The organism is Photorhabdus antumapuensis (genome assembly GCF_020387775.1).
Classification (GTDB): domain Bacteria; phylum Pseudomonadota; class Gammaproteobacteria; order Enterobacterales; family Enterobacteriaceae; genus Photorhabdus; species Photorhabdus antumapuensis.
The window spans coordinates 32,898-57,302 of sequence record NZ_JAHZMK010000014.1 but is presented as its reverse complement, the minus strand read 5'-3'; the positions used below and the strand labels follow the sequence as shown (position 1 = coordinate 57,302).

The following is a 24,405-nucleotide window of genomic DNA, read 5'->3' as shown; positions in this document are numbered from 1 at the left end:
ATATTATTCAGCTAACTTCTCTAAACACCCCTAAAAATGGGTGGTAGCGCCATGCTTCTCCACCATCCTTTTTCTTATCTTTTTTCCTGAGGCAAATCTCACCAAAATGTTGGCTTACGTTTTTTAACTCCATTTCATAAGTATCAGCCAAATACTGGTAAATTGTCTCAGTATCAAGTTCAATCCAAGCACTCACACCTGGTGCGAACTCTAATTCTGGCACATAGTCAAACGCCCCGCTTTCTTTTATCCCTGCCTGGCCACTATCCAGAGCCATAAACTTCGGTTTTTCACCTTCTTCTTCAAGCCACAAATAATATAATTCGTCAGGTTCTGACTGACGAAACGGTTTATGACGTTGGAGTTCCGCACACCACGAAGCCTGTTCACGCCACCAAAGAGCTGAGCAATAACCGTGTTCATTATCAGAGCCTCCTTGAAGCTCTTCCCATAAACGTTGATGTTCAAGATCAACCAAATTCTCAAAAGGTGAACTATCTCCAGCATTATCGCGTTCTTTTATTCTTGGCAATGCACTAATTAGTTCATATTGATAAGGCTCCAGTAATTCATGTAAATCATGGCTGGTAAGACGATAACTTGTTGATTCAAACCCTGGGCGACAATAAGCCGGATGCTCTAAATTAGTCGATTTAAGTGCCTTATAGTTTTTTGCCAGAATATGCAAATTTGGCACCTGTGGCTCTTTTTGCCGATGGCGTTGAATACGACCGGCAAGTTGTATCAGAGAGCGCATTGAACTGGGTTCAGCAATGGACCAGTCATAATCATGATCCCTCCCTACTTCTGCTACAGAGGTTGCTATTACCACAAAAATATGATGCTTCTCTGGCATCTTCTCCAATGCCTTACAAATTTCTGCCACCTGCCACAACGCTTCTTCATCATAACGTGTCAACGTTGAATCCAGCCGATGTTCAAGATGAGAACGTATCGCCATAGGGTGCTGACTGTGATAGACACAATAATGAATGCGCACATTTTCAGGAGATGGTATCTGCAATAACCGCTGTGCAACAGCAACCAGTGGATTAATATTTGCCATACGGATTAAACCAATAGAGACAGTTTTACCCGATGAGTGGGTTTGATGATGCTCCTCATGCAACTTCAATATAGAGTGATGCATCACTTCGGCGATAGTATTAATAACATTATCAACTTTACGACTTTCAGAAATAATCGGTACAAGTTCAGCTTTACGCAATGGCACTATTTTTTTAAGCCTGCCAATACGCTTATTAACGAAAATATTATGCTGTTCCTGAAACTGATATGCATTGACCACATCCTGTTGAGTTGTTTCATATTCATCAAACCAAGCGCAACAGATATTAACCGGAGCACCCGGCTGACCACATGCTAACTGGTAATCTTGGCGTCCAGCCCGATAAGCGTTGAACAACACTTGAATCAACGCAGGCGGTAATGTGGCTGATGAAAGCAATACCCGCGAACCTAATAACCCTGCCCAGTTCACTAACCTACATAAAGCCGACAAATCGTTAATATCAAAATCATCGGGTTCATCTAACACTAAATCAGAAGTGAGCAATCTCAACATAGGTGCAATTTGCTTTCCACCACGAATTCCTTCAGTAGCTGGAATTAAATGATCGATGGTCGCTACTAGCACAGGTGCGCTAAGCAGCTTATTAAGTTTATTATCTTTATTTTTATTTTTATCTTTACGTAGCCAATGACTCAGACGCCCATCATCCAAGCTGCCGTCATAACTAACATATTGATGCTCTGCAAATAACGCTTCTGCGGACATACTACCTACATCAGGCTCAAGTTCCTTTTGACGAAGTTGGTGTAACTCTTTCACTGCCTGCGAACCAATCAGTACCGCCAAGTCATCTTCTTCTAAATGCAATTTCTTACGTAATGCATCACCGGTTTGTAGCGTTAACGTCCTTAGCCCCAAAGCGATAGAAAAACGGCATCCTTGTTTTTCATCAGCTAATCCATACATGATGCGTGCATTAGCAAAAGTTTTACCGCAACCTGTAGAAGCCATATTAATGCCAAAAAAGCCTTGCTCCACTGAACGCTCACGCAAAGCACATGCGACATCGAACGCTTGATCCTGCCAGCGATATTTTTCATCTTTGCTGCGTTGTTTAAATCCTTTATGCCGGGTAATCGCAGGTAGCGTTTTACGGATATGTGGCAAGCTTCTCCCTAGTAATAAAGCATTCTGCCCAACGCCAATATTGTGTTCATCTAACCGCTGTTTGCACTTGCCGGTGGTTCTATCAGTATTAGCAAATACATCATAGTTGATATCCTGCCAACCCAAAGTTGCAGGCAATGATGAATAATGATGATCGGACAGCATTAAAACCAACCGAGACATATGGCTAGTAAAACGCTGGTTCAGATCACCATATTGCAACAACGACGTTGATTGCAGCGCTCTTCGCGCAAATTTTTGGGCTTTCTGACGCCAAGTCTGGCTACGGATAGGTGTACCATTTGGGAATGTCCAGACATCACGCTTATCCTGATCACTCCAGCCCTCCTTATCCATGTTGATTGAGTTCCACGATGGTTCTAAGTATTTAGTCAACCAATTATCAATGTATTCCAATTGCGGCTCGTTTGAATAATTACTGTCATAAGCAGGATAAACAGGAAGACGATGATGAGAGAGGATTAGCCAAGCGACAGTAGTTGCCAATGGAGGTAAGTTAGCAAAAGGTTTTTCATCAGAATCAATACCGTCCTTAACCAAACGGGAAAGTACCTTATCCTCATCACCAGGCTCAATTTGACTCAACGAAGTCAGCCACTCCTTATCATTTTGCGTATCAACAAATGCCCGAAACAGCCGCAAAGATATCCACTCATGTCGGTACGGTTGGAATCGCCCTTTACCCTGTAAACCTTGCTGGAATAGCACATTAGCTTTGCCAAAATCATGGAATAGTCCGGCAATCGCTGCCAGCAAACTAATAGCTTCGACACTGTGCCAATGATTCTCATCCTGACTTTTTAGTACATCACGCTGTGTTGTATTCGTGGGTACAACTCCTCGCGAGTTAAAGCGTCGCAAATTCCCGACAATCCATAACAACTCAGTTTGGCCGCCACTTTTTATCCAATGGCAAGCAACCGCCGTATTACGACGTGCCGTTTTACGCAATAGCTTACGCAAAGTATTTAAACCTTCCAGTGTGATAGCCGTTTGCCAAGTTCTATCACCTTTACGTTCAGCGAATTGATCCAAAATTCGGCGGGTTTCTGTTAGCGCGCGTTTGTTGCACTGAGATACTAGGAGAATATTCATCGTGCCACCTGACTCAGTTGTTGAGCAGTTGCTTGCAAGGCATCAATCATGGTGTCCAATGCCTCAGCTTTTTGAAATCCACTAATGCAGCGTTGGCGAAATTCCTGTTCATCTTCTCCAGCCATTGCCGCAATAAATGCGTGTGGCAATACCAATGCATCTTTAATTAGATCCGCAACATCGAAGACCAGACCCCCTCGACGGGTTTTACCATGTAACACCGCCAGACCATGTGGTAAACCAATGACCCAAGTTGCAACAGCCGCCAATCCGTAAGCCAGATAATTACCGTGATCAAGAAAACGGTTTGCCAAATCGACACCACCGCCGCGTTTTGCCCGGACAAAATCGCCGTAACTTACTGCATTGGCCGCTAGTTTGTATAATGCTTTAGTCATCACAGCTTCTTGTGCCATTAATTCTTTATTATCGCGACAATTTGCAAGATTCTGCTCATAACGTGTAAGTAACGACAATAAACTCTCACGATTAAACATAAAAGAGTTGTCTCGAAGCATTCGACTACTTAGCCAATGTTCACGGATTTGTGCAATGCGAACTTTTTGAAAAGCAATCGCTGCCGCTAATCGTTTTTCATCATCGAACCAGAAACTCACCCAATCTTGTAAATACTCTGTAGGACGATATTCGCTTTGTGGTGTCAACCAAGACACATCAATCTCAACCTCATTAGCCGCAAATAGCGGTGTACCTCCACCACCACAAAAACCGATTAAAACACCCGCCTTAGCGAATTCACGCATTGCTGCCTGAGTAATAGAAGTCCCCGTTCCCAACATAATAACAGTGGTATTTGCAATTGGGATATTCCAATACAGTGATTGCTTTCCTTCATCAGTGACATATTCAACACGGCCACCATTAACTAATACTCGACAATATTGCAGGTAATAAATATTCGAGCGTTTGGAATGCAAAATAGTTTTAAGGTCACTCGGAGAAAAGTTGTTATCCATAATTTAAGAATTACCTAAATAATTAATTTCATTTATGGTAAATATTATGCATAAATTTTACACAAGTAAAATATCACAGATGTAAATCAAAAGAATTTACAATTCTTTACCAACTCATAGCATAGTGCCTGCCCTAAACAGGAATAATTATACTCTAAGCTATCTGTGTGGCAGCACACTTGATAGTTTAGGAGAATAAGGGAAACTTTCTATTTTTAAACTGCCTGTACGGCAGTTCACCGGGGATGGGATGATAGCCGGGGTGTCGATCCTTTCTAAGCTGCCTGTACGGCAGTTCACTTGGTTCATTAAATGGGATGAATATACCAAACTTTCTAAGCTGCCTGTACGGCAGTTCACAGGAGTAGATCCTGGTCGCGTGTGCGGTTCGTTTTCTAAGCTGCCTGTACGGCAGTTCACAACTTCAGTGACGTATATTAAAATTTTCCGTGTTTCTAAGCTGCCTGTACGGCAGTTCACCCGACAGTAAGCCGATGCAGTAAAATCATTCATTTCTAAGCTGCCTGTACGGCAGTTCACTTACGCGTCCGTCACAATATCGGCACTCTGTTTTTCTAAGCTGCCTGTACGGCAGTTCACAAAAACCGCGTAGTGCGGCTGTATTGATTACTTTTCTAAGCTGCCTGTACGGCAGTTCACAAGGGCAGATCCCGTTACCCGGCCATATTATCTTTCTAAGCTGCCTGTACGGCAGTTCACCAGAAAGAGCGGGAGCCTCAACCACCATTTCCTTTCTAAGCTGCCTGTACGGCAGTTCACGCACATCAGATAAAGCTCGATGAGTCTCACCATTTCTAAGCTGCCTGTACGGCAGTTCACCGGGCGCTAAGGTCGCCATGTCGTTCCGACATTTTCTAAGCTGCCTGTACGGCAGTTCACCAGAACTGCAATATGCCATTGCTGATGTGCCTTTTCTAAGCTGCCTGTACGGCAGTTCACTTTATTTCTGAAATTCCAGATTATCTTGTGAATTTCTAAGCTGCCTGTACGGCAGTTCACCACTTTATTAAAACCCTCAACACTCACGGAATTTTCTAAGCTGCCTGTACGGCAGTTCACATAAAAACGCATCACAGAATCTCTGGGGAATATTTCTAAGCTGCCTGTACGGCAGTTCACAAAACTACTATGTACATCTGCGAACAGTACAATTTCTAAGCTGCCTGTACGGCAGTTCATGTTGTGTGTTCTTGGGACTCTGAGTGCCTAATTTTCTAAGCTGCCTGTACGGCAGTTCACCCACGTTTGAGCCAGAAATCATTATTGAAGCGGTTTCTAAGCTGCCTGTACGGCAGTTCACACTGTTACATATTAACTTTAACCTGATGATTTTTAAATAGCATAGCTGTTAAAAAGTGAAAAACCCTTTTTATAAGAGATAATTAATTTTACTATAAAATCAACCAGTTATAATTCCCCTCAAAAAAAGGGTAAAAATAGGGTTTAACAAAAACACCATCACACACTTAAATCACCCGTTCTAATGTCTATGCAGTAAGTGAAAGCATTGATCGCAAAACGTTCAGCCATGATAGAGCTATCAAATAAGATAAACTTTACTCTCACTCTATTTAGAATATGCTGACCTAATATTTTTAAGTGCATTTACCAACGTGTGTTATTGAACACCTTTAACTGAATACATCATATTTCACTCTCTTCTTGTATAATTACTATATAAAAATAGAATTAAATGACTCTGGATTAAAGTAATAAATGTAATATTATTGCCCTACAAATAAAACTCGAATCCCTTTAAATAATTCATTACGCTTTTTACTATCCCACATTTTTCATATTAAATTATCCAATCTTTTCATGACCAAATTTATCTCCTGATTATAAATATCATTTAATATATCCATCTTAATTCCCTATCCCAATTAGAGCTATTCTATTTGCCATTCTTTTCTATAAAGAAGAGCGAATCCAAGCAATACTCCAACAAAAGCGATAGCTTTTGAATGCACTTGAGTACAGAGTAGTGGATGAACGAAACGAATCACTCCTTACGTACTACGTGTACGTTCCGGGTTCTCTTCGCTGTTCATTTATAAGAATAACGTGCAACAATTACTCCAATTAGGATAAGATTTTAGCTGATATTGGATTTAACCACTTTACCACAACATAATGAGAATTTACTGAATGTTAATTATATTGCAGAAATTCTGCTTACCACCTTTATGTTTACCTTATTCCTTTTACATCACTGATAAAATTCAATATTTAACTGTTTGATATAAGTGTTAAGTTAAATCTCATCGATAAATTACCTGCTATGTAGGTAGTTAAGTAACCGTAACAATAAGGAAACAATAAAATGGCAATAATATATATAAACCCTAATCAGACCTTTGAAATTTATAATAAAGGCAATGTAGTAATCCCTTTCATACACAATGATGCAATTATAAAAAACAATGGTCCAGCACCAGTTAGGCTTGTAAATTACTGGGCACCTCCATCTGGGAATTATAATCAATATATTTCTATAGATATCCCGCCCGGAGAAACAAGAACGCTTCCAGCACCTCCTAACCTTATTTACTATTATAAAGTTGAAGCTATCAATCTCAGCAATAACGAACCCGCAGAAATTGAATTTATTGTGTTAACATCTGATCCTGATTGGGATTAATAAGCAAGACCTTCATTTCCTGCCCTAAACAAGGCATTAAAAGGTGAGGAATTCGGTTTTATCATATCGGCAATTGTTATCCAATGTATTAGAACGGAAAAATTTATAAGGCTTTTTACAGAGACTATAAAACTCTTAAAGATATTAGGAATAGATGTTCTAAAGAAGCGTCTTTAACTGAAGAATCGGAAATTGTTAAAAGAGATTCAGTTAAGAAATACCTTAAAGAAGATACAAACACAGATGACAATTTTAAGTGTGTATATAATTTCTATTCAAAAGAGATAGATATAGAAATATGCACTCAAAAAGCAGATACAGAAGCTACGGAAACAACTAGGCAGCTTCAATTCAGAATTGAAGCTGCTAAGGAAATAGTTCAAAAAAATATCCGAAAAAGGAACAGAACTAACGGATATCAATATAACTATACCTAATAGATTTCGNNTGTGACTGGGGTGAGTGAAAACAGCCAACAAAGCAGCAGCTTGAAAGATGAAGGGTATAGATTCTATTACGCATCAGCAAGGATAGCTGCATTGGCTTATGCCAGCATCGTAGATGTATAACCATGCCTGCCAGTTCATCATCTCGCCAATGTGTATAGGAAAAACGATACACAAATTCCTATCGATTTTAGGAGACGTCAGGGGTCTTTAGGACACTTATTTTTTCAATCTCTTTGATTTTATTGATAAAAGTAGACTTTAAGAAGTGTTAATAGAAGTGTAATTGGCGGAGGAGGAGAGATTCGAACTCTCGGATGGTTTCCCATCGGCGGTTTTCAAGACCGCTGCCTTAAGCCGCTCGGCCACCCCTCCGCAATGGGGTGCACTATAAACAGCACTAGGACAGATGTAAAGCCCCCTATTGTTCGATTGCCGTAAATTTACTCTTTCTCACTGTTATTGGCTTATTTTCTCCGCATATATACAGACCATCCTTGGGTATGGAAGTGATTTTTGCTAAATTACGGCTACTTTTCTTTGATGGTTATTAATGATTATGCTGGTATTCGAAGGTCAAAAAATCGAAACCGATGCGCAAGGTTATCTGAAAAACAGTAGTGACTGGCAGGAAGCAATAGCTTTACTCCTAGCCGAACAGGAAGAAATCACTTTGACTGAACAACATTGGGAAGTCATCCGTTTTATCCGAGAATTTTATAAGGAGTTTAATACATCCCCGGCTATCCGTATGTTAGTAAAAGCAATCGCACAAAAGTATGGCGAAGAAAAAGGCAACAGCCGCTACCTTTACCGTCTGTTTCCCAAAGGGCCGGCAAAGCAGGCAACTAAGATTGCCGGTCTGCCAAAACCGGTAAAATGTATCTAATCAATAAACTAGCTCAGTGGCGGACATTAAAATCTACAGCATCCTCCACTGCGCAGGATTGAGATGAAAAGTTATCTATTCGAGCTCCCAGTGGACCACCCTGTTCTAACCAATGGGTTAATTTATTTAGTTGTTCACTATCACCATAAGCTACGATTTTAACACTACCGTCATGCAAATTACAGACATAACCTGTCAGCTTATTAAGTTTCGCCCAACGAAAAGTTTGATAACGAAATCCAACTCCCTGAACCCGGCCATAAACATAAATTGTTACCCCATATTTAATCATAATTACCCCTAATCAACCAGTCACCTTGCGGTATCGCTCACATATATAGTTAAGCACGCGACTCTTGGTTGTGTTTTATATTTACTACAGCTAACCTGAAATACATGAAGTCACGTTTGCAATTTAAAGCAAAAAATGACTTCAACTACCGGGTACGGCTCTTGTAATTCACCTTACTGCCCTTATATCAATGTCAAGACAAGACTTCTTTGGAGGTGACTATGATTATCGCCAGCAAATTCGGTATCGGCCAACAAGTACGTCACAAACTTCTGGGTTATTTGGGAGTCATCGTGGATATTGATGTGGAATACTCTCTGGAACAACCCCAAAAGGATGACATTGCATCCAATGCTACCCTGCGTTCCGCTCCCTGGTATCACGTTGTGATGGAAGATGACAACGGTCAACCTGTACATACTTATCTGGCTGAAGCACAATTAGCCTATGAAACATCCGATGAACATCCAGAGCAACCTTCTCTAGATGAGCTGGCAGAATCCATCCGCCATCAACTATTGGCCCCAAGACTACGCAATTAACCACCATTTATACCTAAACAACCTAAGGCAGTGCACCAGAAGGATAGCAGTGAGACTGGAAAACTGATTTTCTAAGCTGCCTGTACGGCAGTGCACAAATGGCTATCCGTGCTATTAACAAACGCATTTTTCTAAGCTGCCTGTACGGCAGTGCACGCTAGGTAAAACTCAGGGAGCGATCGGTCATTTTTCTAAGCTGCCTGTACGGCAGTGCACGATGAAAGAAAAGAGAGAAGTTATAGAGTTGTTTTCTAAGCTGCCTGTACGGCAGTGCACTTATTGTTGTCAGTGATTTTATTGTCCGTATATTTCTAAGCTGCCTGTACGGCAGTGCACATCGTGAATCGCCCGACTTGCAAAGCCCATACTTTCTAAGCTGCCTGTACGGCAGTGCACATGTGGATTGCCGAGTGTGATGAGTTAGGGTTTTTCTAAGCTGCCTGTACGGCAGTGCACGTAATAGATATCACAAAGGACAATATCATGCATTTCTAAGCTGCCTGTACGGCAGTGCACCTGGTTTTCTACATTTAATAATGCTTTTAATATTTCTAAGCTGCCTGTACGGCAGTGCACTGTTCTTGGGTTATTCTTTCGGCATGAATCATTTTCTAAGCTGCCTGTACGGCAGTGCACCTTTTTTACTTGATGCTTGCGCCTTGGTTTTTTTTCTAAGCTGCCTGTACGGCAGTGCACAACCCATCTGCTCAACGATACCGCCACGGAAGTTTCTAAGCTGCCTGTACGGCAGTGCACGGCGTGATATATCATCTTGGGTTGCTGGTGAATTTCTAAGCTGCCTGTACGGCAGTGCACCAATACGGCCCTTGTCTCTGCTGGATGTTGAATTTCTAAGCTGCCTGTACGGCAGTGCACTCATTATCCCAATTAACACTACATTATTTATTTTTCTAAGCTGCCTGTACGGCAGTGCACTTTAATGATTCCAACTCAGGCGTAATGGAGGATTTCTAAGCTGCCTGTACGGCAGTGCACCAGGTTTGTTCTAAAGGATGTTGTATAATTGTTTTCTAAGCTGCCTGTACGGCAGTGCACTCTGACTGCGTACCTTTGCCCGGCGCGGATATTTTCTAAGCTGCCTGTACGGCAGTGCACTTCCAATCTGGGGCTGGCTGCATCATCCAAGCTTTCTAAGCTGCCTGTACGGCAGTGCACACTATATACCGTGTCATACGGCACATAAAATCTTTCTAAGCTGCCTGTACGGCAGTGCACACCGCAGTTTGAATGATAACTAATGCATTGCATTTCTACGCTGCCTGTACGGCAGTGCACGGGATGACCTGGCCATGCCAATTGATCAGGATTTTCTAAGCTGCCTGTACGGCAGTGCACACTACTCCGTTCTTGGCAGTGAATTGCATCAATTTCTAAGCTGCCTGTACGGCAGTGCACGATTGGACAGTATATCGCAAATGACTATTGAATTTCTAAGCTGCCTGTACGGCAGTGCACTCAGGGTTGTTTTAAGAGCCACGCAAAATAGCTTTTCTAAGCTGCCTGTACGGCAGTGCACACTATGCCTCATTACCCGAATCTAAAGGTAACTTTCTAAGCTGCCTGTACGGCAGTGCACTAAAACTCATCGAATTCATTTCCATTATCATCTTTCTAAGCTGCCTGTACGGCAGTGCACACTCTCCTGAATAGTGCTTTTTGCCCGTAACATTTCTAAGCTGCCTGTACGGCAGTGCACAACAGATTGCAGCTTTTCTGTCCGTGCTAGATTTTCTAAGCTGCCTGTACGGCAGTGCACATGTTTTTTCACCAGGCTGAAATACAGATACCTTTCTAAGCTGCCTGTACGGCAGTGCACGTAATAGTCAGGGTTTCTAATTTGTCCAATTCTTTCTAAGCTGCCTGTACGGCAGTGCACTGCGTATTAACAGCACATCTGATGCAAGTGTCTTTCTAAGCTGCCTGTACGGCAGTGCACCAATGGCAACAAAAGTTAGCAACGACGGAGCATTTCTAAGCTGCCTGTACGGCAGTGCACCCGGGATCATGCTTGTTGCATAGTAGTCGTATTTTCTAAGCTGCCTGTACGGCAGTGCACTTGGTACTTTAACCATTATTGCTACCCCGATCTTTCTAAGCTGCCTGTACGGCAGTGCACAAGTTACATATTAACTTTAAGTTGCTGACTGTCAAAGAATATAGTGATAAAAAATGAAAAAACCCTTTTTTCAGGAGATATTTTATTTTTATTTTAAATCAATATGTTATTTTTTGATGATAAAAAAGGGTCAAAACTGAGGTACAGCAAAAGCACCATATCTTATAGCAATAAAAATGTAGATTCCGGCAAAATTTAGCCGCTATAAGAACAACTAAATTTTCCTTAAAATATTGTAATAACTGTAAAAATAGATTTTATAAGAAGTCTAGAAAAGTACACTCAACTAAATGTCCAACTCAAACATTATTTGAACACTTGGAACCCGGGCACCGTTTCTCACCCAATGCCTTAAGTTTGTATTAGATACTGGTGCCAAGATCCCTTCATCCACTGATTAAAAACCAAATAATTACAAGCTGGAAAATATTATTTTTCGAGCCCCAATCTTGGAATTTCAATTTTTGGGCAGCGATCCATAACAACATCCAGACCTGATCCCTCTGCCAACACTTTTGCTTGCTCATTAATAACACCAAGTTGCAACCAGAGCACTTTTGCTTCGATATCTATAGCTTCTTGCGCAATGTCATATGCAGCTTCAGCATTACGGAATACATCAACCATATCAACAGTCTGTGGAATATCTGCCAGTTGTGCATACACTCGTTGCCCAAGCAGTGTTTGCCCGGCAAGCTTCGGGCTGACAGGAATCACCTGATAGCCTTGTTCCAATAAATAAGCCATAACTTTATAACTTGGACGAGCCGTTTTTTCACTCGCACCTACCAGAGCGATAGTTTTTACTCGTTTTAGTATGTCTGCAATTTTCTGGTCACTCATTTACTCCTCCTTAAAATTCGATATTTTTACTTTGTTTATTTATATCAATGTATATGATAAACATTGTTATCAATTGAGCTCACTACGATCAAAAACACAATAACGATTACCAAAGGTATTCTCATGGAATTGACAACCCGCACAATGGCAACCGCTAAAAATATAGCGCTTATTGCACATGACCACTGTAAAACTTCGCTATTAACCTGGTCCAAAAAACATAAGAATTTACTCAAGAAACATCATTTATACGCTACCGGCACAACCGGTAATCTGATTCAGAATGAAACCGGATTACCCGTTACCAATATGCTTAGTGGCCCAATGGGGGGAGATCAACAAATTGGTTCTCTAATCTCAGAAGGGAAAATTGATGTGTTGATATTTTTCTGGGACCCACTTAATTCCGTGCCTCATGATCCTGATGTAAAAGCACTGCTACGCCTTGCTACAGTATGGAATATCCCCGTTGCAACCAATCTGACATCTGCGGATTTTATTGTTGGTTCTCCTCTGTTTTCTGAATCAGTAGATATTCAAGTGCCTGATTATCAACACTATTTGAATGAACGTCTGAAATAAGTCTTTATAATACATATACCTGTAACTACATACTTTCTCCAAGTCAGATACTTAGAAAAAACAGAGTGGGATTTCCAGGAAAGGTATCCCATGATAGCACTGAATATTTCAGTCAACGCAAAACTTTAAGGTTTACGTTGAACAGGCACACTTAACTGCTCTAACTGATGTACAAACACCGACGGATTCTTCTTGTCTTGCATCAACCACACCTGCTTCTTCGCCCGTGTTAATGCTACATACAAAAGGCGACGCTCCTCTGCATCCGAAAAATCCTCCGGCGGTGGCAGTAAAACCTGTTCCATCACAGATTCCCTTGCTGGTGCAGGAAAACCATCTTGCCCCTGATGCAAACCAAGAATAATCACATAATCCGCTTGCTGCCCTTTGGAAGCATGGACAGTCATAAACTCTATTTTCAATTTAGGCCAACGAGTTGCTGCTTTTTTCAGTAATTCAGGTTTTAAATAGTGATAACGCGCCAGCAATAAAATCGTTTCCTGCTCAGTGACATAGCCACTCATTTTATTCAACAAAGGTTCAAGCTGGTCTTCTGGCAGGATAACAATTGATTTTTTATTACCTTTAGTCAAACCATTTAGTGGCTTCCTTAACTGATTTGGGTTTTGTTGCACAAACGCGTTAGCAATCTTACCAATCCTATCATTAAACCGATAAGAGATATCCAGTACACATTCAGCACCTTTGCCAAAATAATTAGCAAATGCGGTAGTCAACATCAGCTCAGCGCCACTAAAACGATAAATTGCCTGCCAATCATCCCCTACGGCAAACAGACAGCTTTGGCTATTTTGGGTTCGCAATGTAGTGAGCAATTTGGCCTCTAATGGTGAAATATCCTGAAACTCATCGACCAAAATATGCTTCCACGGGCTGATAAACCGCCCTTTATCCAGAATATTCACTGCCTGATGGATTAACCCTGAGTAATCAACAGCACCTTCTGTTTTCAATTCAGATTTCCACGCTTTTAATAAAGGCCCAATCAAGCGAATACATTTTTGAAATCGATCTAGATACTCTTCCTGAACTTGCTCTATCATTGCTTTCTGACTACCACCATGCATACGCATCAACCCCAACCAACGCTCAAGCCGATCTGACAAATGGTTAGCAAGCTGCTCATCGTGCCAAAATTCACCTTCCGGCACTTCCCATCTCAACTCTTCTGTCAGCCATTCCCGCCAACCTTTGGCCTGCGCTTTTTTCCCGCTGCATTGTTGTTGCCAGTGTTTAATCAGAAAATCTTTTCTTTTTTGTCCATCCGTTTCCAACACACTGATTTTTGGCGCTTTATTGCTCCCTTTCTGAATGATACGCAACGCCAAAGTATGAAATGTTTTTACTTTAATATCATTCACACCAAGACGAGTCTGAATCCTCTCATTCATCTCATTTACGGCTTGATGACTAAAAGCTAACAGTAATATCTGTTCGGAAATCACCTGTTGGTGAAGTAATAACCAACCAGCTCTTGCTACTAGCACCGATGTTTTTCCACTACCCGCGCCAGCAAGAACCAGAACTGAATTTTCACCATTAATAACAGCCAGACGCTGAGAAAGGTTTAAAGGAGATGTTTCTACCCGCTGAAAAAAGTCACGATGTTGCTCCAACATACGTTCTGTCCATTGCAGATTGATTTTCTCAGCACACTTTTCGCCATTCTCAAGCCAACGCAAACAAATTTGATACCCATCCCGGCAATGATCAAATTGTTCCAGACGTTGTAATGGCAATGGTAAAGCCTGAAATGTTGCTTGAATCTGTTGTTGTAATTGGAACAAATCAGCTTTTTTCAACCAGCGATTCTGTTGTCCAATTCTGTTGATTTCACTAACCTGAGCTGTCAGTACATTAGCACTAATATCACTCATTTCCTGGCTCCATTTCTGCCATTCACCAAGCAGATAATGGTAAAAATGCTGAGTTTGCTGCCATTCAGTACCGTGAAGGCGAACCGCTTGTCCATCGGATAGTTCAAACTCTAGCTCACCCCAGATGATACCCCGTTTGCACTGAATATTAATTAACTGGTTAAATGGGATCAGGTATTGATGCTTTTCACCACTGACTTCAATACCCGCATTCAGCAAACGCACCCGATTATAAGGATGCTGAGCAAGACGTTGACCAATTTGTGTTGCTTTAAGTTCCATTATCGAGCGCCATACCTAAAAAATAGTTGAATTATGTCTTATAAGAGTTTTTTATCACTAATAAACCTTTTATCATAATAGTTATTTATGACCGTTATTATTACCTCAGAGGTATTTTGTGCTAACTGTTTTCTCCGGTCTGCGCCGTTTTCTTTATAACAGTCATTTTCTCTATTATAACCGTATCCTAATAGCCTTGGCTGGAACAACACTAGTGCCTTGGTTTCTGGATAAAGAGCCTAAAATAACTATCTCATTGACTTTGGGCGTTGTTGCCGCAGCACTCGCTGATCTTGATGATCGTCTGACTGGTCGTCTACGTAATCTAGTGATCACGCTGATTTCTTTCTTTATCGCTTCAACCTCTATTGAATTACTGTTCCCTTATCCCTGGTTTTTTACTATTGGACTAGCGTTATCCACTTGCAGTTTTATCTTACTGGGAGCCCTCGGACAACGTTATGCCACGATTGCATTTGGTGCGTTGCTGATCGCAATTTATACTATGCTTGGCTCGTCTATTTTCCCACTATGGTATCAACAACCCCTATTACTGCTGACAGGTGCAATCTGGTATAACCTGCTAACCCTAACGGGCCATTTACTGTTCCCTATTCGCCCATTACAAGACAATCTAGCACGTTGTTACCAACAACTCGCAGTTTACCTTGATGCTAAAGCTAACCTGTTTGATCCCGATATAATAGAAGAAGGATACCAGCAATCCGTCGTTAATGTGGCAATGGCAAACAGTGTCTTAGTTAACACGCTAAATCAAGCCAAAACCTCCCTACTGACCCGTCTGAAAGGCGATAGCAGCCAACGTGGAATCCACCACACTCTGCATTATTACTTTGTTGCACAAGATATTCACGAACGGGCAAGTTCATCTCATGTGCAATATCAGAGCCTACTACATACTTTCCGTTACAACGATATTCTGTTCCGCTTTCAACGTCTTCTCTCTATGCAAGCCCGTGTATGTGAACAGATTGCTCAATCGATACTTTGGCACAAACCATACCAGCACAATCCGCGTATCGAACGTGCATTTAACTATTTGGAAAGTTCCCTACAACAACTCAGTAAACAACAGAAACATAACCTCAAGATTTCCGCCTTATGTCATTTGCTAAAAAACCTGCGCGCAATTGATGCACAATTAGCAAGCATGAGTTCTGGACAATACCATCTTTCCAAAGACAGAAGAGATGAAACTCAACTATCCAACGAAACTTTGACGGGCTGGCGTGATATCTGTCTAAGACTCAACCGTCACCTAACCCCACAATCAGCCCTGTTCCGCCATGCAATCCGTATGTCTGTTCTGCTATGTAGTGGCTACACCATGATCCAGTTGTTGGACTTACAACATGGATATTGGATTTTACTAACCAGTCTATTCGTTTGCCAACCCAACTACAGCGCTACTCGCCGCCGTTTGACACTGAGAATAATAGGAACCCTTGCCGGCGTCTTGATAGGCTTGCCAATCCTTTACTTTGTGCCATCTATTGAGGGGCAACTGGTGTTAATTGTCATTTCTGGTGTATTGTTCTTCGTCTTCCGTAACACCCAATATGCACATGCAACCCTGTTTATCACATTACTGGTATTATTATGCTTCAATTTGTTAGGTGAAGGCTTTGAAGTCGCATTACCAAGAATCATTGATACATTAATTGGTTGTGGTAGCGCCTGGTTAGCCGTAAATTTCATTTGGCCAGACTGGAGATTCCGCCAGTTATCACAAGTGATAAACCGGACGATGAACACCAACTGTCGCTACCTGGATGCTATTTTAGTTCAATATTATCAGGGAAAAGATAATGGATTGACCTATCGAATTGCCCGCCGTGATGCCCATAATAGTGATGCAGAACTGGTATCCGTTATTTCAAACATGTCTGCCGAGCCGAAAAGTGACCAGACTTCTCAAGAAAAAGCATTCCGGCTATTGTGCCTAAATCACACCATGCTAAGTTACATCTCTGCGCTGGGAGCACATCGAGATAAATTGGATAATAAAGCTATTCTGGATATTCTTAATGATGCTGTTTGTTATGTCGATACAGCATTAAAATCGATATTAATAGACGATGATAGAATTAAGCAAATACCTGTCAACATAGTGAAAAGAATTGAGCAAGCTCCGACAGAAAGAAATAGTAAAGAACAACTGGTATTGCAACAAATCAGTTTATTAATAGAATTGCTACCTGAAATCGTCAATATCATTAAACAAATTAATCAATTATAACCAGATTGACATACTGGGGCAGTTAACTGCCCCTTCCTTTAGCTGTTCACGATAAAGATCTAATAAGCCAATTCCTTGTGCCAGAGTAATAAATCATTACGGATCTGTACCGGTAAAACGGCTGAATGGCACCCTTCAATTGCACCAGCCAAAGCAAGTAATAAACTAACATTAGAATTTCTTTTATATTGATGCAGCTTTAAATAACTGGCTTTCGCACCTAACAACCGCAAATCTTCAACTTTACATATTCCGACTTTCCATAACTGACGTTCCAAAGACATTCCAAGATTAGGCAAATCCTTCAAACGCTCTGGCATCTTCTTTTTACCTGCCATTTCAATAAATGAGTAATGATAAGCCAAATACGCATATTGAGATAACAACTCTTGATCTTGCCAAAGGGACTCAACAACTTGGTAATAACGCAAAGTTACAGGCACTCCTTTTTTCGAGTAAATATAGTTTTTCATTCCTCTGGCTTTAAATAATACTTCAGCATGGCCATTTCCTCTTAAATATAATTCTCCATCAGCAATAATAGCGAACATAATCCCATCAGCTAACAGGCTGTAACCGCCGAACTGTGGCTTCCTTGTCAATGCCCCAAACGAAGAAAAACCATTTTTGAGTTGAGTAAAACGCACCTCAGACAAAAACATACAGATCACTCCATGAGTTTTGTGCAAATAAATCTCTTATCCATAGATTTGTCCCAATTATTAGTAAAATAAATAACAGGAACAAGCAATTAAAAACATACGCAATCCAATTTTATCTGCCAATGGTTAAATGAGTTTACAGCCATTTACAGTCAATATTTGCGAAGTTCTTTGAAAAAATAGGCTTGATCTCAGCCTGATATGAAGATACTGTATATTAATACAGTTAATTGTGGCGAGGTTCATTATGGGCATTCAATCATCCTGGGTTTACCCTTCTAAACATCAGTCAACCAAAAAGCGGCTATCCCCCTCTTCACCTGCACAAGATAATTCAGCCAAAAGAGAGGGTATAGTGAAAGAGGGTATAGTGAGTGAATTGATTTATAGTGATAACCAATATAGCGATAACCAAGCGGTCATTAATCGTATATTGCTACCTTTGTTACGCCAATCAGGAAATGAAGCCCGTTGGTTGCTATGGGTTAGTCCACATAAAAAATTGAGCCGCCAATGGTTAATTAACTCCGGATTACCTCTAGATAAAATTATTCAATTAAATCACATTAGCTCCATTACAACGGTAGAAGCAATGGAAAGAGCATTAGCGAGTGGTAATTACAGCGTGGTACTTGGCTGGTTACCAAAGTTATCGGAAAAAGATACCGTAAGATTACAGACTGCGGCACAAAAAGGTAATGCACTGGGCTTTATTATGCGCCCACAAGATGTAAGTAAAGAAACCAACCGTGCTGAATCGCGATCAGATTTACTAAAAATCCATTCCATTCACTATCATTGACCAAAACTAAGAATTATTGCAATATTCATAACACAAAATAACCAATTTAGACCAAGAGTCACTAATCACAGTTAAAATCAATTAATTAAGGTAAGATTAGTTGTAAAGAATAGTAAAGTTTTTCTGAAATCATACATTATCTTTTAAATTTTTTACTCTATTAATCAAGGGGCACTTGTAACTTTTTAACTTCGTTGTAGACTTTACACCATTAAAGGTTACTGCACTTAGTACCCTTGTATTGTTTGGTCCATCGGTTTTATGAAAGTGCAGTATTCCTAACTGAGTTTTTTAATCAATATGGCTCAACAGCCTATCTTCGTAGATATTAAATTAGTGCAGGCCATTCTTATGGATAAATAGTGAACACGGAAATGCGCAAAATTCCAAAGCGTACACACAATAACGGTACCGAAGAATTTGAACACAACTCAGTGTTTGCTTTTATTACAAAGAATGGCAAATGAAATAGCCTAATGGGGTAGGCAGTAAGTAAAAAGGCTCCCAAAGCCAATTGCCTATTGGGTGATGATAATAACGAGGCGTTAAAATGAAAAAGACAGCTATCGCGGTAGCAGTGGCAGTGGCCGCTTTCACAACTGCAACGCAAGCAGCTCCAAAAGACAACACTTGGTATACCGGTGGTAAGTTGGGTTGGTCCCAATACCATGACGTAAATTTCTACGGTAACGGCTATACCAGTGCAATCGGTAATGGCCCTACTCACAAAAACCAATTGGGTGCAGGTGCTTTCTTAGGTTATCAAGCCAATCCGTACCTAGGTTTTGAAATAGGTTATGACTGGTTAGGTCGTATGTCTTACAAAGGCAGCGTCAATAATGGTGCCTTCAAAGCCCACGGTTTCCAACTGGCAACCAAACTGAGCTATCCAATTATGGATGACTTGGATATCTATACTCGCCTGGGTGGTATGGTTTGGCGGGCAGATTCCAAAGCAACTTACAGCACAACCAATACTCATCTGAAAAATCATGACACCGGTGTTTCTCCACTGGCCGCTATCGGTGTTGAGTATGCGATAACTAAAGACTGGGCTACTCGTCTGGATTACCAGTGGGTTAACAATGTCGGTGATGCAGGTTCAGTAGGTGCACGTCCTGATAACGGTTTGTTGAGCGTAGGTGTTTCTTACCGCTTCGGCCAAGATGAAGCAGCAGCCCCAGTTGTTGCTCCGGCTCCGGTTGTTGCTCCAACACCTGCTCCAGCACCCGTTGTTGAAAATAAACGTTTTACCCTGCGTTCTGACGTTCTGTTCGAATTTGCAAGTTCTGAGCTGAAAGCCGAAGGTAAGCACAATCTGGATCAACTCTATACTGAGTTAGCAAATATCGACCCAAATCAGGGCAAAGTACTGGTTTTAGGCTACACCGACCGTATCGGTAAAGACGTTTACAATCAGAAACTGTCTCAGAAACGTGCTCAAAGCGTAGTTGACTATTTGGTATCTAAAGGTATCCCTACCGACAGCATCAGCGCGGAAGGTCACGGTAAAGCAAATCCAGTCACTGGTTCTACTTGTGATAAGATTCACAAACCTAATTTAATCAACTGCTTGGCACCAGATCGTCGCGTAGAGATCGAAATTCAAGGTACTAAAGAGGTTGTTACTCAAGCACAATCTGCTCAATAACAATCTGCTCAATAATAGCCTTTCTTGGTTATAATTAATCATCAAAAGCTCAGAAAGCCCCATTGTCAAATGGGGCTTTCTTTTACCGATAGTGAAATTTTATATACCCTATGGATTTCAAGATGCATCGCGACGGCAAGGGAGCGAATCCCCGGGAGCATAGATAACTATGTGACCGGGGTGAGCGAGTGCAGCCAACAAAGAGACAACTTGAAAGATGACGGGTATATCAAACTGATTAAGGAGCTTGTTGCGATACCAACCTATCACAACTGAAATTACTCTTCCTTACCCAGAATAGCTTCCAAGTCGTGTTTCAAGCTGGACATCTGATTAGCATACTTTTCTTTCCGCTCAGCATCTTCAATTAACTGGATAATAGTTTCAGACAGCGTATTACCCCGTCGCTGAGAAAGTGCAGATAAGCGATGCCACACGGGAAAATCTAAGTCGATGGATTTCTTGCGAGTATGCTGATGTTCCGCATTAAAATGCCGTTTACGCCGAGCGCGGATAGTTTGTTTCATCCGGTTGGATAAATCAGGATTCATATGCTGCTCAATCCATTTCAGTACCCTTACCGGTTCACTCTCAAGTTCAATGAGTTTATCAACTGCTGCATGAGCCGCACTGTTTTCAATATATTTAGTAATTGGCCCACCTTCTTGATGTTTTTTCATCAGATAAGCCCACTTCCAGCCACATTCCAAATTTTCCAGTTGTTGATATTTCATCTTACTTTCTCAGTGACAGCGTAACTAAAAATAAGCATAACAACTATTTTAGTAAATTGCTTATAGCCAAACTAACTAATATCTGTTTTTTAATAAAATTATTTTTTACATGAAGTGTCTACAATAGCAAACATTCAAGCATGTTGGTTTATATCTTAATCTTGTATAATCGACGCTTTCCTACTTTACAATATACAGCGATCACTTTGACCACTAACAAACTAGACTGGCAGGCATTACTGCCGAATTGCGCTCCTTATGATGCACTTTTTCATTCCGCTTCCCAACAGGCGTCTGCCAGTATGGAAGCCGTTCAATCACGGCTATATAGTGGTTTGAAACTTTTTTGCCGGATGGATTCCTGCCAGCCTTTTATGCTATTGAAAGCTGAAGAATGTGATATTTATTTGTCAGCATTAGCTGAATCTCTCCGTCCATTACTCACGAAAGAACTTCCCCAAATTGGTGGCAATTATCACATACAGCAACAGAAAATTAGCTGGCAACCATCAACAGCAAGCCATTTCACACCTGAGTTACGCGTCGCCTATCGTGAATGGATAGAAGCAGAGCAACTATTTGGCTGCTTCCATTCTCACAACGGAGAAATTCACTTACAACCCGGTCTGATTCATCAGGTAAATGGCGGTGTACTTATTCTGCCGTTACGTACCCTATTGTCTCAGCCATTAATGTGGGTTCGCCTGAAACAGATGATTATTCAGCAACGCTTTGAATGGTTGTCTCCAGATGGCAACAAGCCGTTACCATTACCTATCCCCTCTATGCCATTAAAGCTACGTCTGATCTTGGTTGGAGATCGTCTAAGCCTTGAAGAGTTTCAGACTATAGAACCTGAATTAGCAAAAAGCGCTCTATATGGCGAATTTGAGCTGGATATGCCATTTCATAATGAGCAGGATTTGAGCCTGTGGTGCAATTATATCAATGGACTCATTCAACAATGGCAATTACCTCCATTGAATCATAATGCCTGGCCTGAGCTTGTCCAACAAGCAATCCGCCATGTAGAAGATCAACACCACCTGCCTTTGGATATTCTCTGGCTACAACGGCAACTGACTACTGCGGCACTCTATCAGCAAGAAAATCAGATTACAGCTCAATCAATTAAACAAGCAGAGGAAAATCGCCGCTGGCGTCACAATTATCTGCCTGAACGTGGTTTAGAGGAAATTCACAAAGGCCAGATTCTTATCCGCACCCAAGGCATGGTCATTGGCCAAATTAATGGATTATCTGTGCTAGAGTATCCCGGCCATCCTGATCCAGTAGGAGAGCCATCCCGTATCACTTGCGTGGCGCATATGGGAGATGGGGAATTTGTTGATGTTGAACGCAAAGTTGAGTTAGGTGGTAATATCCATGCGAAAGGCATGATGATTATGCAAGCATTTTTAATTTCCGAGCTAAAATTGGATCAACCACAACCTTTCTCTGCATCTATGGTATTTGAACAGTCCTATAGTGAAGTTGACGGCGACAGCGCTTCTCTTGCCGAATTATGCGCATTGATAAGTGCTCTTTCCCTGCAACCCATTGATCAACAACTGGCCGTCACAGGTGCAGTAGATCAATTTGGTTATGTTCAACCAATTGGTGGTATTAACGAAAAAATCGAAGGTTTCTTTGAAGTATGCCACCGCAGAGGACTAACGGGTCAACAGGGGGTCATCCTACCAGCAGCGAACATCCATCATTTATGTCTTAATCAAACCGTTGTGGATGCGGTAAAAGCACAAAAATTTCATTTATGGTCAGTAAAACATGTTTCTGAAGCGCTGCCTTTATTGACAGGTATCCCTTATTATGATCAACAAGAAACACACTTGTTAGCTATGATACAAGAACGTATAACACAGGCGAATAATCAGGAGCGACCTAAATTCCCGTGGTTTCTTCGCTGGTTGGGTTAATTTAGAATGTCTGATCGGAGTTGTTCAGCGTACAAGTGTACTCTATTATTTACCCTACACTAAATATAAGGCTATCTGATAATATGGTTGATAAACGTAAATCCTACACAAAAGAAGATCTTATCGCGTCTGGACACAGTGAGCTGTTCGGGAAAAATGGGCCGCCATTACCATCTGGTAATATGTTAATGATGGATCGCATCATTGAGATGACAGAAAACGGTGGTACCTACGATAAAGGCTACATAGAAGCCGAGCTGGATATTACCCCTGATTTATGGTTTTTCGACTGCCATTTTATTAATGACCCGGTAATGCCCGGCTGCCTTGGCCTTGATGCCATGTGGCAATTGGTTGGATTCTTCCTTGGTTGGTTAGGTGGTGAAGGCAAAGGCCGTGCCCTTGGTGTTGGTGAAGTTAAGTTCACCGGCCAGGTATTACCAACGGCTAAAAAAGTCACTTACCGTATCAACTTTAAACGTGTCATTAACCGTAAATTGATTATGGGACTGGCTGATGGTGAAGTGTTAGTAGATGGTAAAATCATCTATACGGCAACGGATTTGAAAGTAGGCTTGTTTAAAAATACCAGCTCTTTCTAATAAATAATCAGTAACATATCGAAAAGGAAGGTGACTGGCTAATTGCTTTTCACCTTTTTCACTAAAAGCACACCACCAAGTAACCAATATCTTAAAAAAATACCTGGTGCTATTTTTGCTCCCTCAAAGGCAATTCCGGTTATATCTCAGAGTATAAGATTCGATATCCATACAGAAAAAAATCAAATCAAGTTCTAACTTTGACCTATCTCGATTAGAAATAACACAAATCCACACCTGAATATCTGCATTATAAACACCCAATTGTCGCTGACCAATCAGTATACAATTGGCAAATTGTGCTATGATCAAATTGACCTGATATATCAAACAAGCTCACCAAAGCATACTGATAACAGGTAAAAACATTAATAATGATTAAGATTGATGATTAATATTAACAAACACACCGAGGTAATATTATATGAACATCAGAAAAATACTGCTCATAATCATAGCATTGACTCTTACACCAACTGCCATTGCAAAACTCGATAAGATTGACGGTACTGTCGAAATGCTAAAAGCGCCTAACACAAATGGAGATTGCTATGGAAAAATAGCGACTCCTACTCGTGTCCAAGGATTTAGGTGGGTATGTACTATTAATGGCGGATCGACGCTATTATCATTGCTTCAAACAGCCTATACAAGTCATGAAACTATAACCATATCAGTCGATGGGATTGAAGAATATAGCCGTCTCTTTTGGGTTGAATTACATCATAAATGTTTATCAAACCCATCTTACTGCAATTATTGAATTACAATCATCCCTCGTATTAGCACGTAGATTACTTAATGGCCGCAATATCAGTTGTCATGTTGAATAGGTTAAATAAGATATGTCACCTAGCGGCCACTCATTCACATGTTACCGAATTCGCAAAT

Annotated in this window: 17 protein-coding genes, 1 tRNA gene and 2 CRISPR repeat arrays; of the genes, 10 read left to right on the top strand and 8 right to left on the bottom strand. The window is 41.0% G+C overall.

Features of this window, described 5'->3' with window-relative positions; translation table 11 throughout:
• Positions 1-7: 7 nt before the first annotated feature.
• Together cas3f and cas1f are read right to left on the bottom strand one after the other, a co-directional pair.
• Positions 8-3,316 (bottom strand): type I-F CRISPR-associated helicase Cas3f, encoded by a 3,309-nt coding sequence (gene cas3f, locus KZ793_RS04800; RefSeq protein ID WP_225813987.1) that lies wholly within the window; start codon positions 3,314-3,316, stop codon positions 8-10.
• Positions 3,313-4,293 (bottom strand): type I-F CRISPR-associated endonuclease Cas1f, encoded by a 981-nt coding sequence (gene cas1f, locus KZ793_RS04795; RefSeq protein ID WP_225813985.1) that lies wholly within the window; start codon positions 4,291-4,293, stop codon positions 3,313-3,315. The genes cas3f and cas1f overlap by 4 nt, the downstream gene beginning before the upstream one ends.
• 212 nt (positions 4,294-4,505) lie before the next feature.
• Positions 4,506-5,614: a CRISPR direct-repeat array (repeat unit 28 nt; unit sequence TTTCTAAGCTGCCTGTACGGCAGTTCAC).
• Positions 5,615-6,637: 1,023 nt separating this feature from the next.
• On the opposite strand from cas1f, the gene KZ793_RS04790 reads away from it, so the two are divergent.
• Entirely contained in the window at positions 6,638-6,955 is a 318-nt protein-coding gene (locus tag KZ793_RS04790; protein WP_225813984.1) for a hypothetical protein, read from the top strand.
• 733 nt (positions 6,956-7,688) lie between these two features.
• Here the strand turns inward: KZ793_RS04790 and KZ793_RS04785 are convergent.
• Positions 7,689-7,776: transfer RNA gene (locus KZ793_RS04785), tRNA-Ser, on the bottom strand.
• 184 nt (positions 7,777-7,960) lie between these two features.
• Here KZ793_RS04785 and tusE point away from each other — a divergent pair.
• Entirely contained in the window at positions 7,961-8,290 is a 330-nt protein-coding gene (gene tusE, locus KZ793_RS04780) for a sulfurtransferase TusE (protein ID WP_225813983.1), read from the top strand.
• A 13-nt stretch (positions 8,291-8,303) separates the two neighbouring features.
• Here tusE and yccX read toward each other — a convergent pair whose 3' ends face one another.
• Complete coding sequence (yccX, locus tag KZ793_RS04775) at positions 8,304-8,582, bottom strand: acylphosphatase (protein ID WP_225813982.1); 279 nt, start codon at positions 8,580-8,582, stop codon at positions 8,304-8,306.
• Positions 8,583-8,803: 221 nt separating this feature from the next.
• Here yccX and hspQ point away from each other — a divergent pair, with 221 nt between their 5' ends.
• Positions 8,804-9,124, top strand: coding sequence for a heat shock protein HspQ (gene hspQ / locus KZ793_RS04770; protein ID WP_225813981.1), 321 nt, complete (start codon positions 8,804-8,806; stop codon positions 9,122-9,124).
• A 68-nt stretch (positions 9,125-9,192) separates the two neighbouring features.
• Positions 9,193-11,261: direct repeats of the CRISPR family, unit length 28 nt; unit sequence TTTCTAAGCTGCCTGTACGGCAGTGCAC.
• 429 nt (positions 11,262-11,690) lie between these two features.
• Here the strand turns inward: hspQ and KZ793_RS04765 are convergent.
• Complete coding sequence (locus KZ793_RS04765; protein WP_225813980.1) at positions 11,691-12,104, bottom strand: CoA-binding protein; 414 nt, start codon at positions 12,102-12,104, stop codon at positions 11,691-11,693.
• A gap of 123 nt (positions 12,105-12,227) precedes the next feature.
• On the opposite strand from KZ793_RS04765, the gene mgsA reads away from it, so the two are divergent.
• Positions 12,228-12,686 carry a methylglyoxal synthase gene (gene mgsA / locus KZ793_RS04760; protein WP_225813978.1) on the top strand — a complete coding sequence of 153 codons (459 nt, stop codon included), beginning with the start codon at positions 12,228-12,230 and terminating at the stop codon, positions 12,684-12,686.
• Between the two features lie 125 nt (positions 12,687-12,811).
• On the opposite strand, the gene helD is transcribed toward mgsA, so the two are convergent.
• Positions 12,812-14,866, bottom strand: a complete 2,055-nt coding sequence (gene helD / locus KZ793_RS04755) for a DNA helicase IV (protein WP_225813976.1) — start codon at positions 14,864-14,866, stop codon at positions 12,812-12,814.
• Positions 14,867-14,984: 118 nt separating this feature from the next.
• Here helD and yccS point away from each other — a divergent pair, with 118 nt between their 5' ends.
• Positions 14,985-17,126, top strand: a complete 2,142-nt coding sequence (yccS, locus tag KZ793_RS04750) for a YccS family putative transporter (protein WP_225813974.1) — start codon at positions 14,985-14,987, stop codon at positions 17,124-17,126.
• A 59-nt stretch (positions 17,127-17,185) separates the two neighbouring features.
• On the opposite strand, the gene KZ793_RS04745 is transcribed toward yccS, so the two are convergent.
• Entirely contained in the window at positions 17,186-17,788 is a 603-nt protein-coding gene (locus KZ793_RS04745; RefSeq protein WP_225813972.1) for a TfoX/Sxy family DNA transformation protein, read from the bottom strand.
• Between the two features lie 247 nt (positions 17,789-18,035).
• Between KZ793_RS04745 and sulA the strand changes: the two genes are divergently transcribed.
• Positions 18,036-18,590: an SOS-induced cell division inhibitor SulA gene (gene sulA / locus KZ793_RS04740; protein WP_225813970.1), complete on the top strand. Its 555-nt coding sequence runs from the start codon at positions 18,036-18,038 to the stop codon at positions 18,588-18,590.
• Positions 18,591-19,140: 550 nt separating this feature from the next.
• Positions 19,141-20,241, top strand: coding sequence for a porin OmpA (ompA, locus tag KZ793_RS04735; protein ID WP_225813969.1), 1,101 nt, complete (start codon positions 19,141-19,143; stop codon positions 20,239-20,241).
• Between the two features lie 278 nt (positions 20,242-20,519).
• On the opposite strand, the gene matP is transcribed toward ompA, so the two are convergent.
• The gene (gene matP, locus KZ793_RS04730; RefSeq protein WP_225813967.1) at positions 20,520-20,975 is read right to left on the bottom strand and encodes a macrodomain Ter protein MatP; all 456 of its coding nucleotides are present in this window, start codon (positions 20,973-20,975) and stop codon (positions 20,520-20,522) included.
• Between the two features lie 206 nt (positions 20,976-21,181).
• On the opposite strand from matP, the gene KZ793_RS04725 reads away from it, so the two are divergent.
• From KZ793_RS04725 to KZ793_RS04715, 3 genes are all read left to right on the top strand, one after another.
• Positions 21,182-22,912, top strand: a complete 1,731-nt coding sequence (locus KZ793_RS04725; protein WP_225813965.1) for an AAA family ATPase — start codon at positions 21,182-21,184, stop codon at positions 22,910-22,912.
• An 83-nt stretch (positions 22,913-22,995) separates the two neighbouring features.
• Positions 22,996-23,514: a bifunctional 3-hydroxydecanoyl-ACP dehydratase/trans-2-decenoyl-ACP isomerase gene (gene fabA, locus KZ793_RS04720; RefSeq protein ID WP_225813963.1), complete on the top strand. Its 519-nt coding sequence runs from the start codon at positions 22,996-22,998 to the stop codon at positions 23,512-23,514.
• A gap of 424 nt (positions 23,515-23,938) precedes the next feature.
• Positions 23,939-24,277, top strand: a complete 339-nt coding sequence (locus KZ793_RS04715) for a hypothetical protein (protein WP_118984479.1) — start codon at positions 23,939-23,941, stop codon at positions 24,275-24,277.
• The last annotated feature ends 128 nt before the right edge of the window (positions 24,278-24,405 follow it).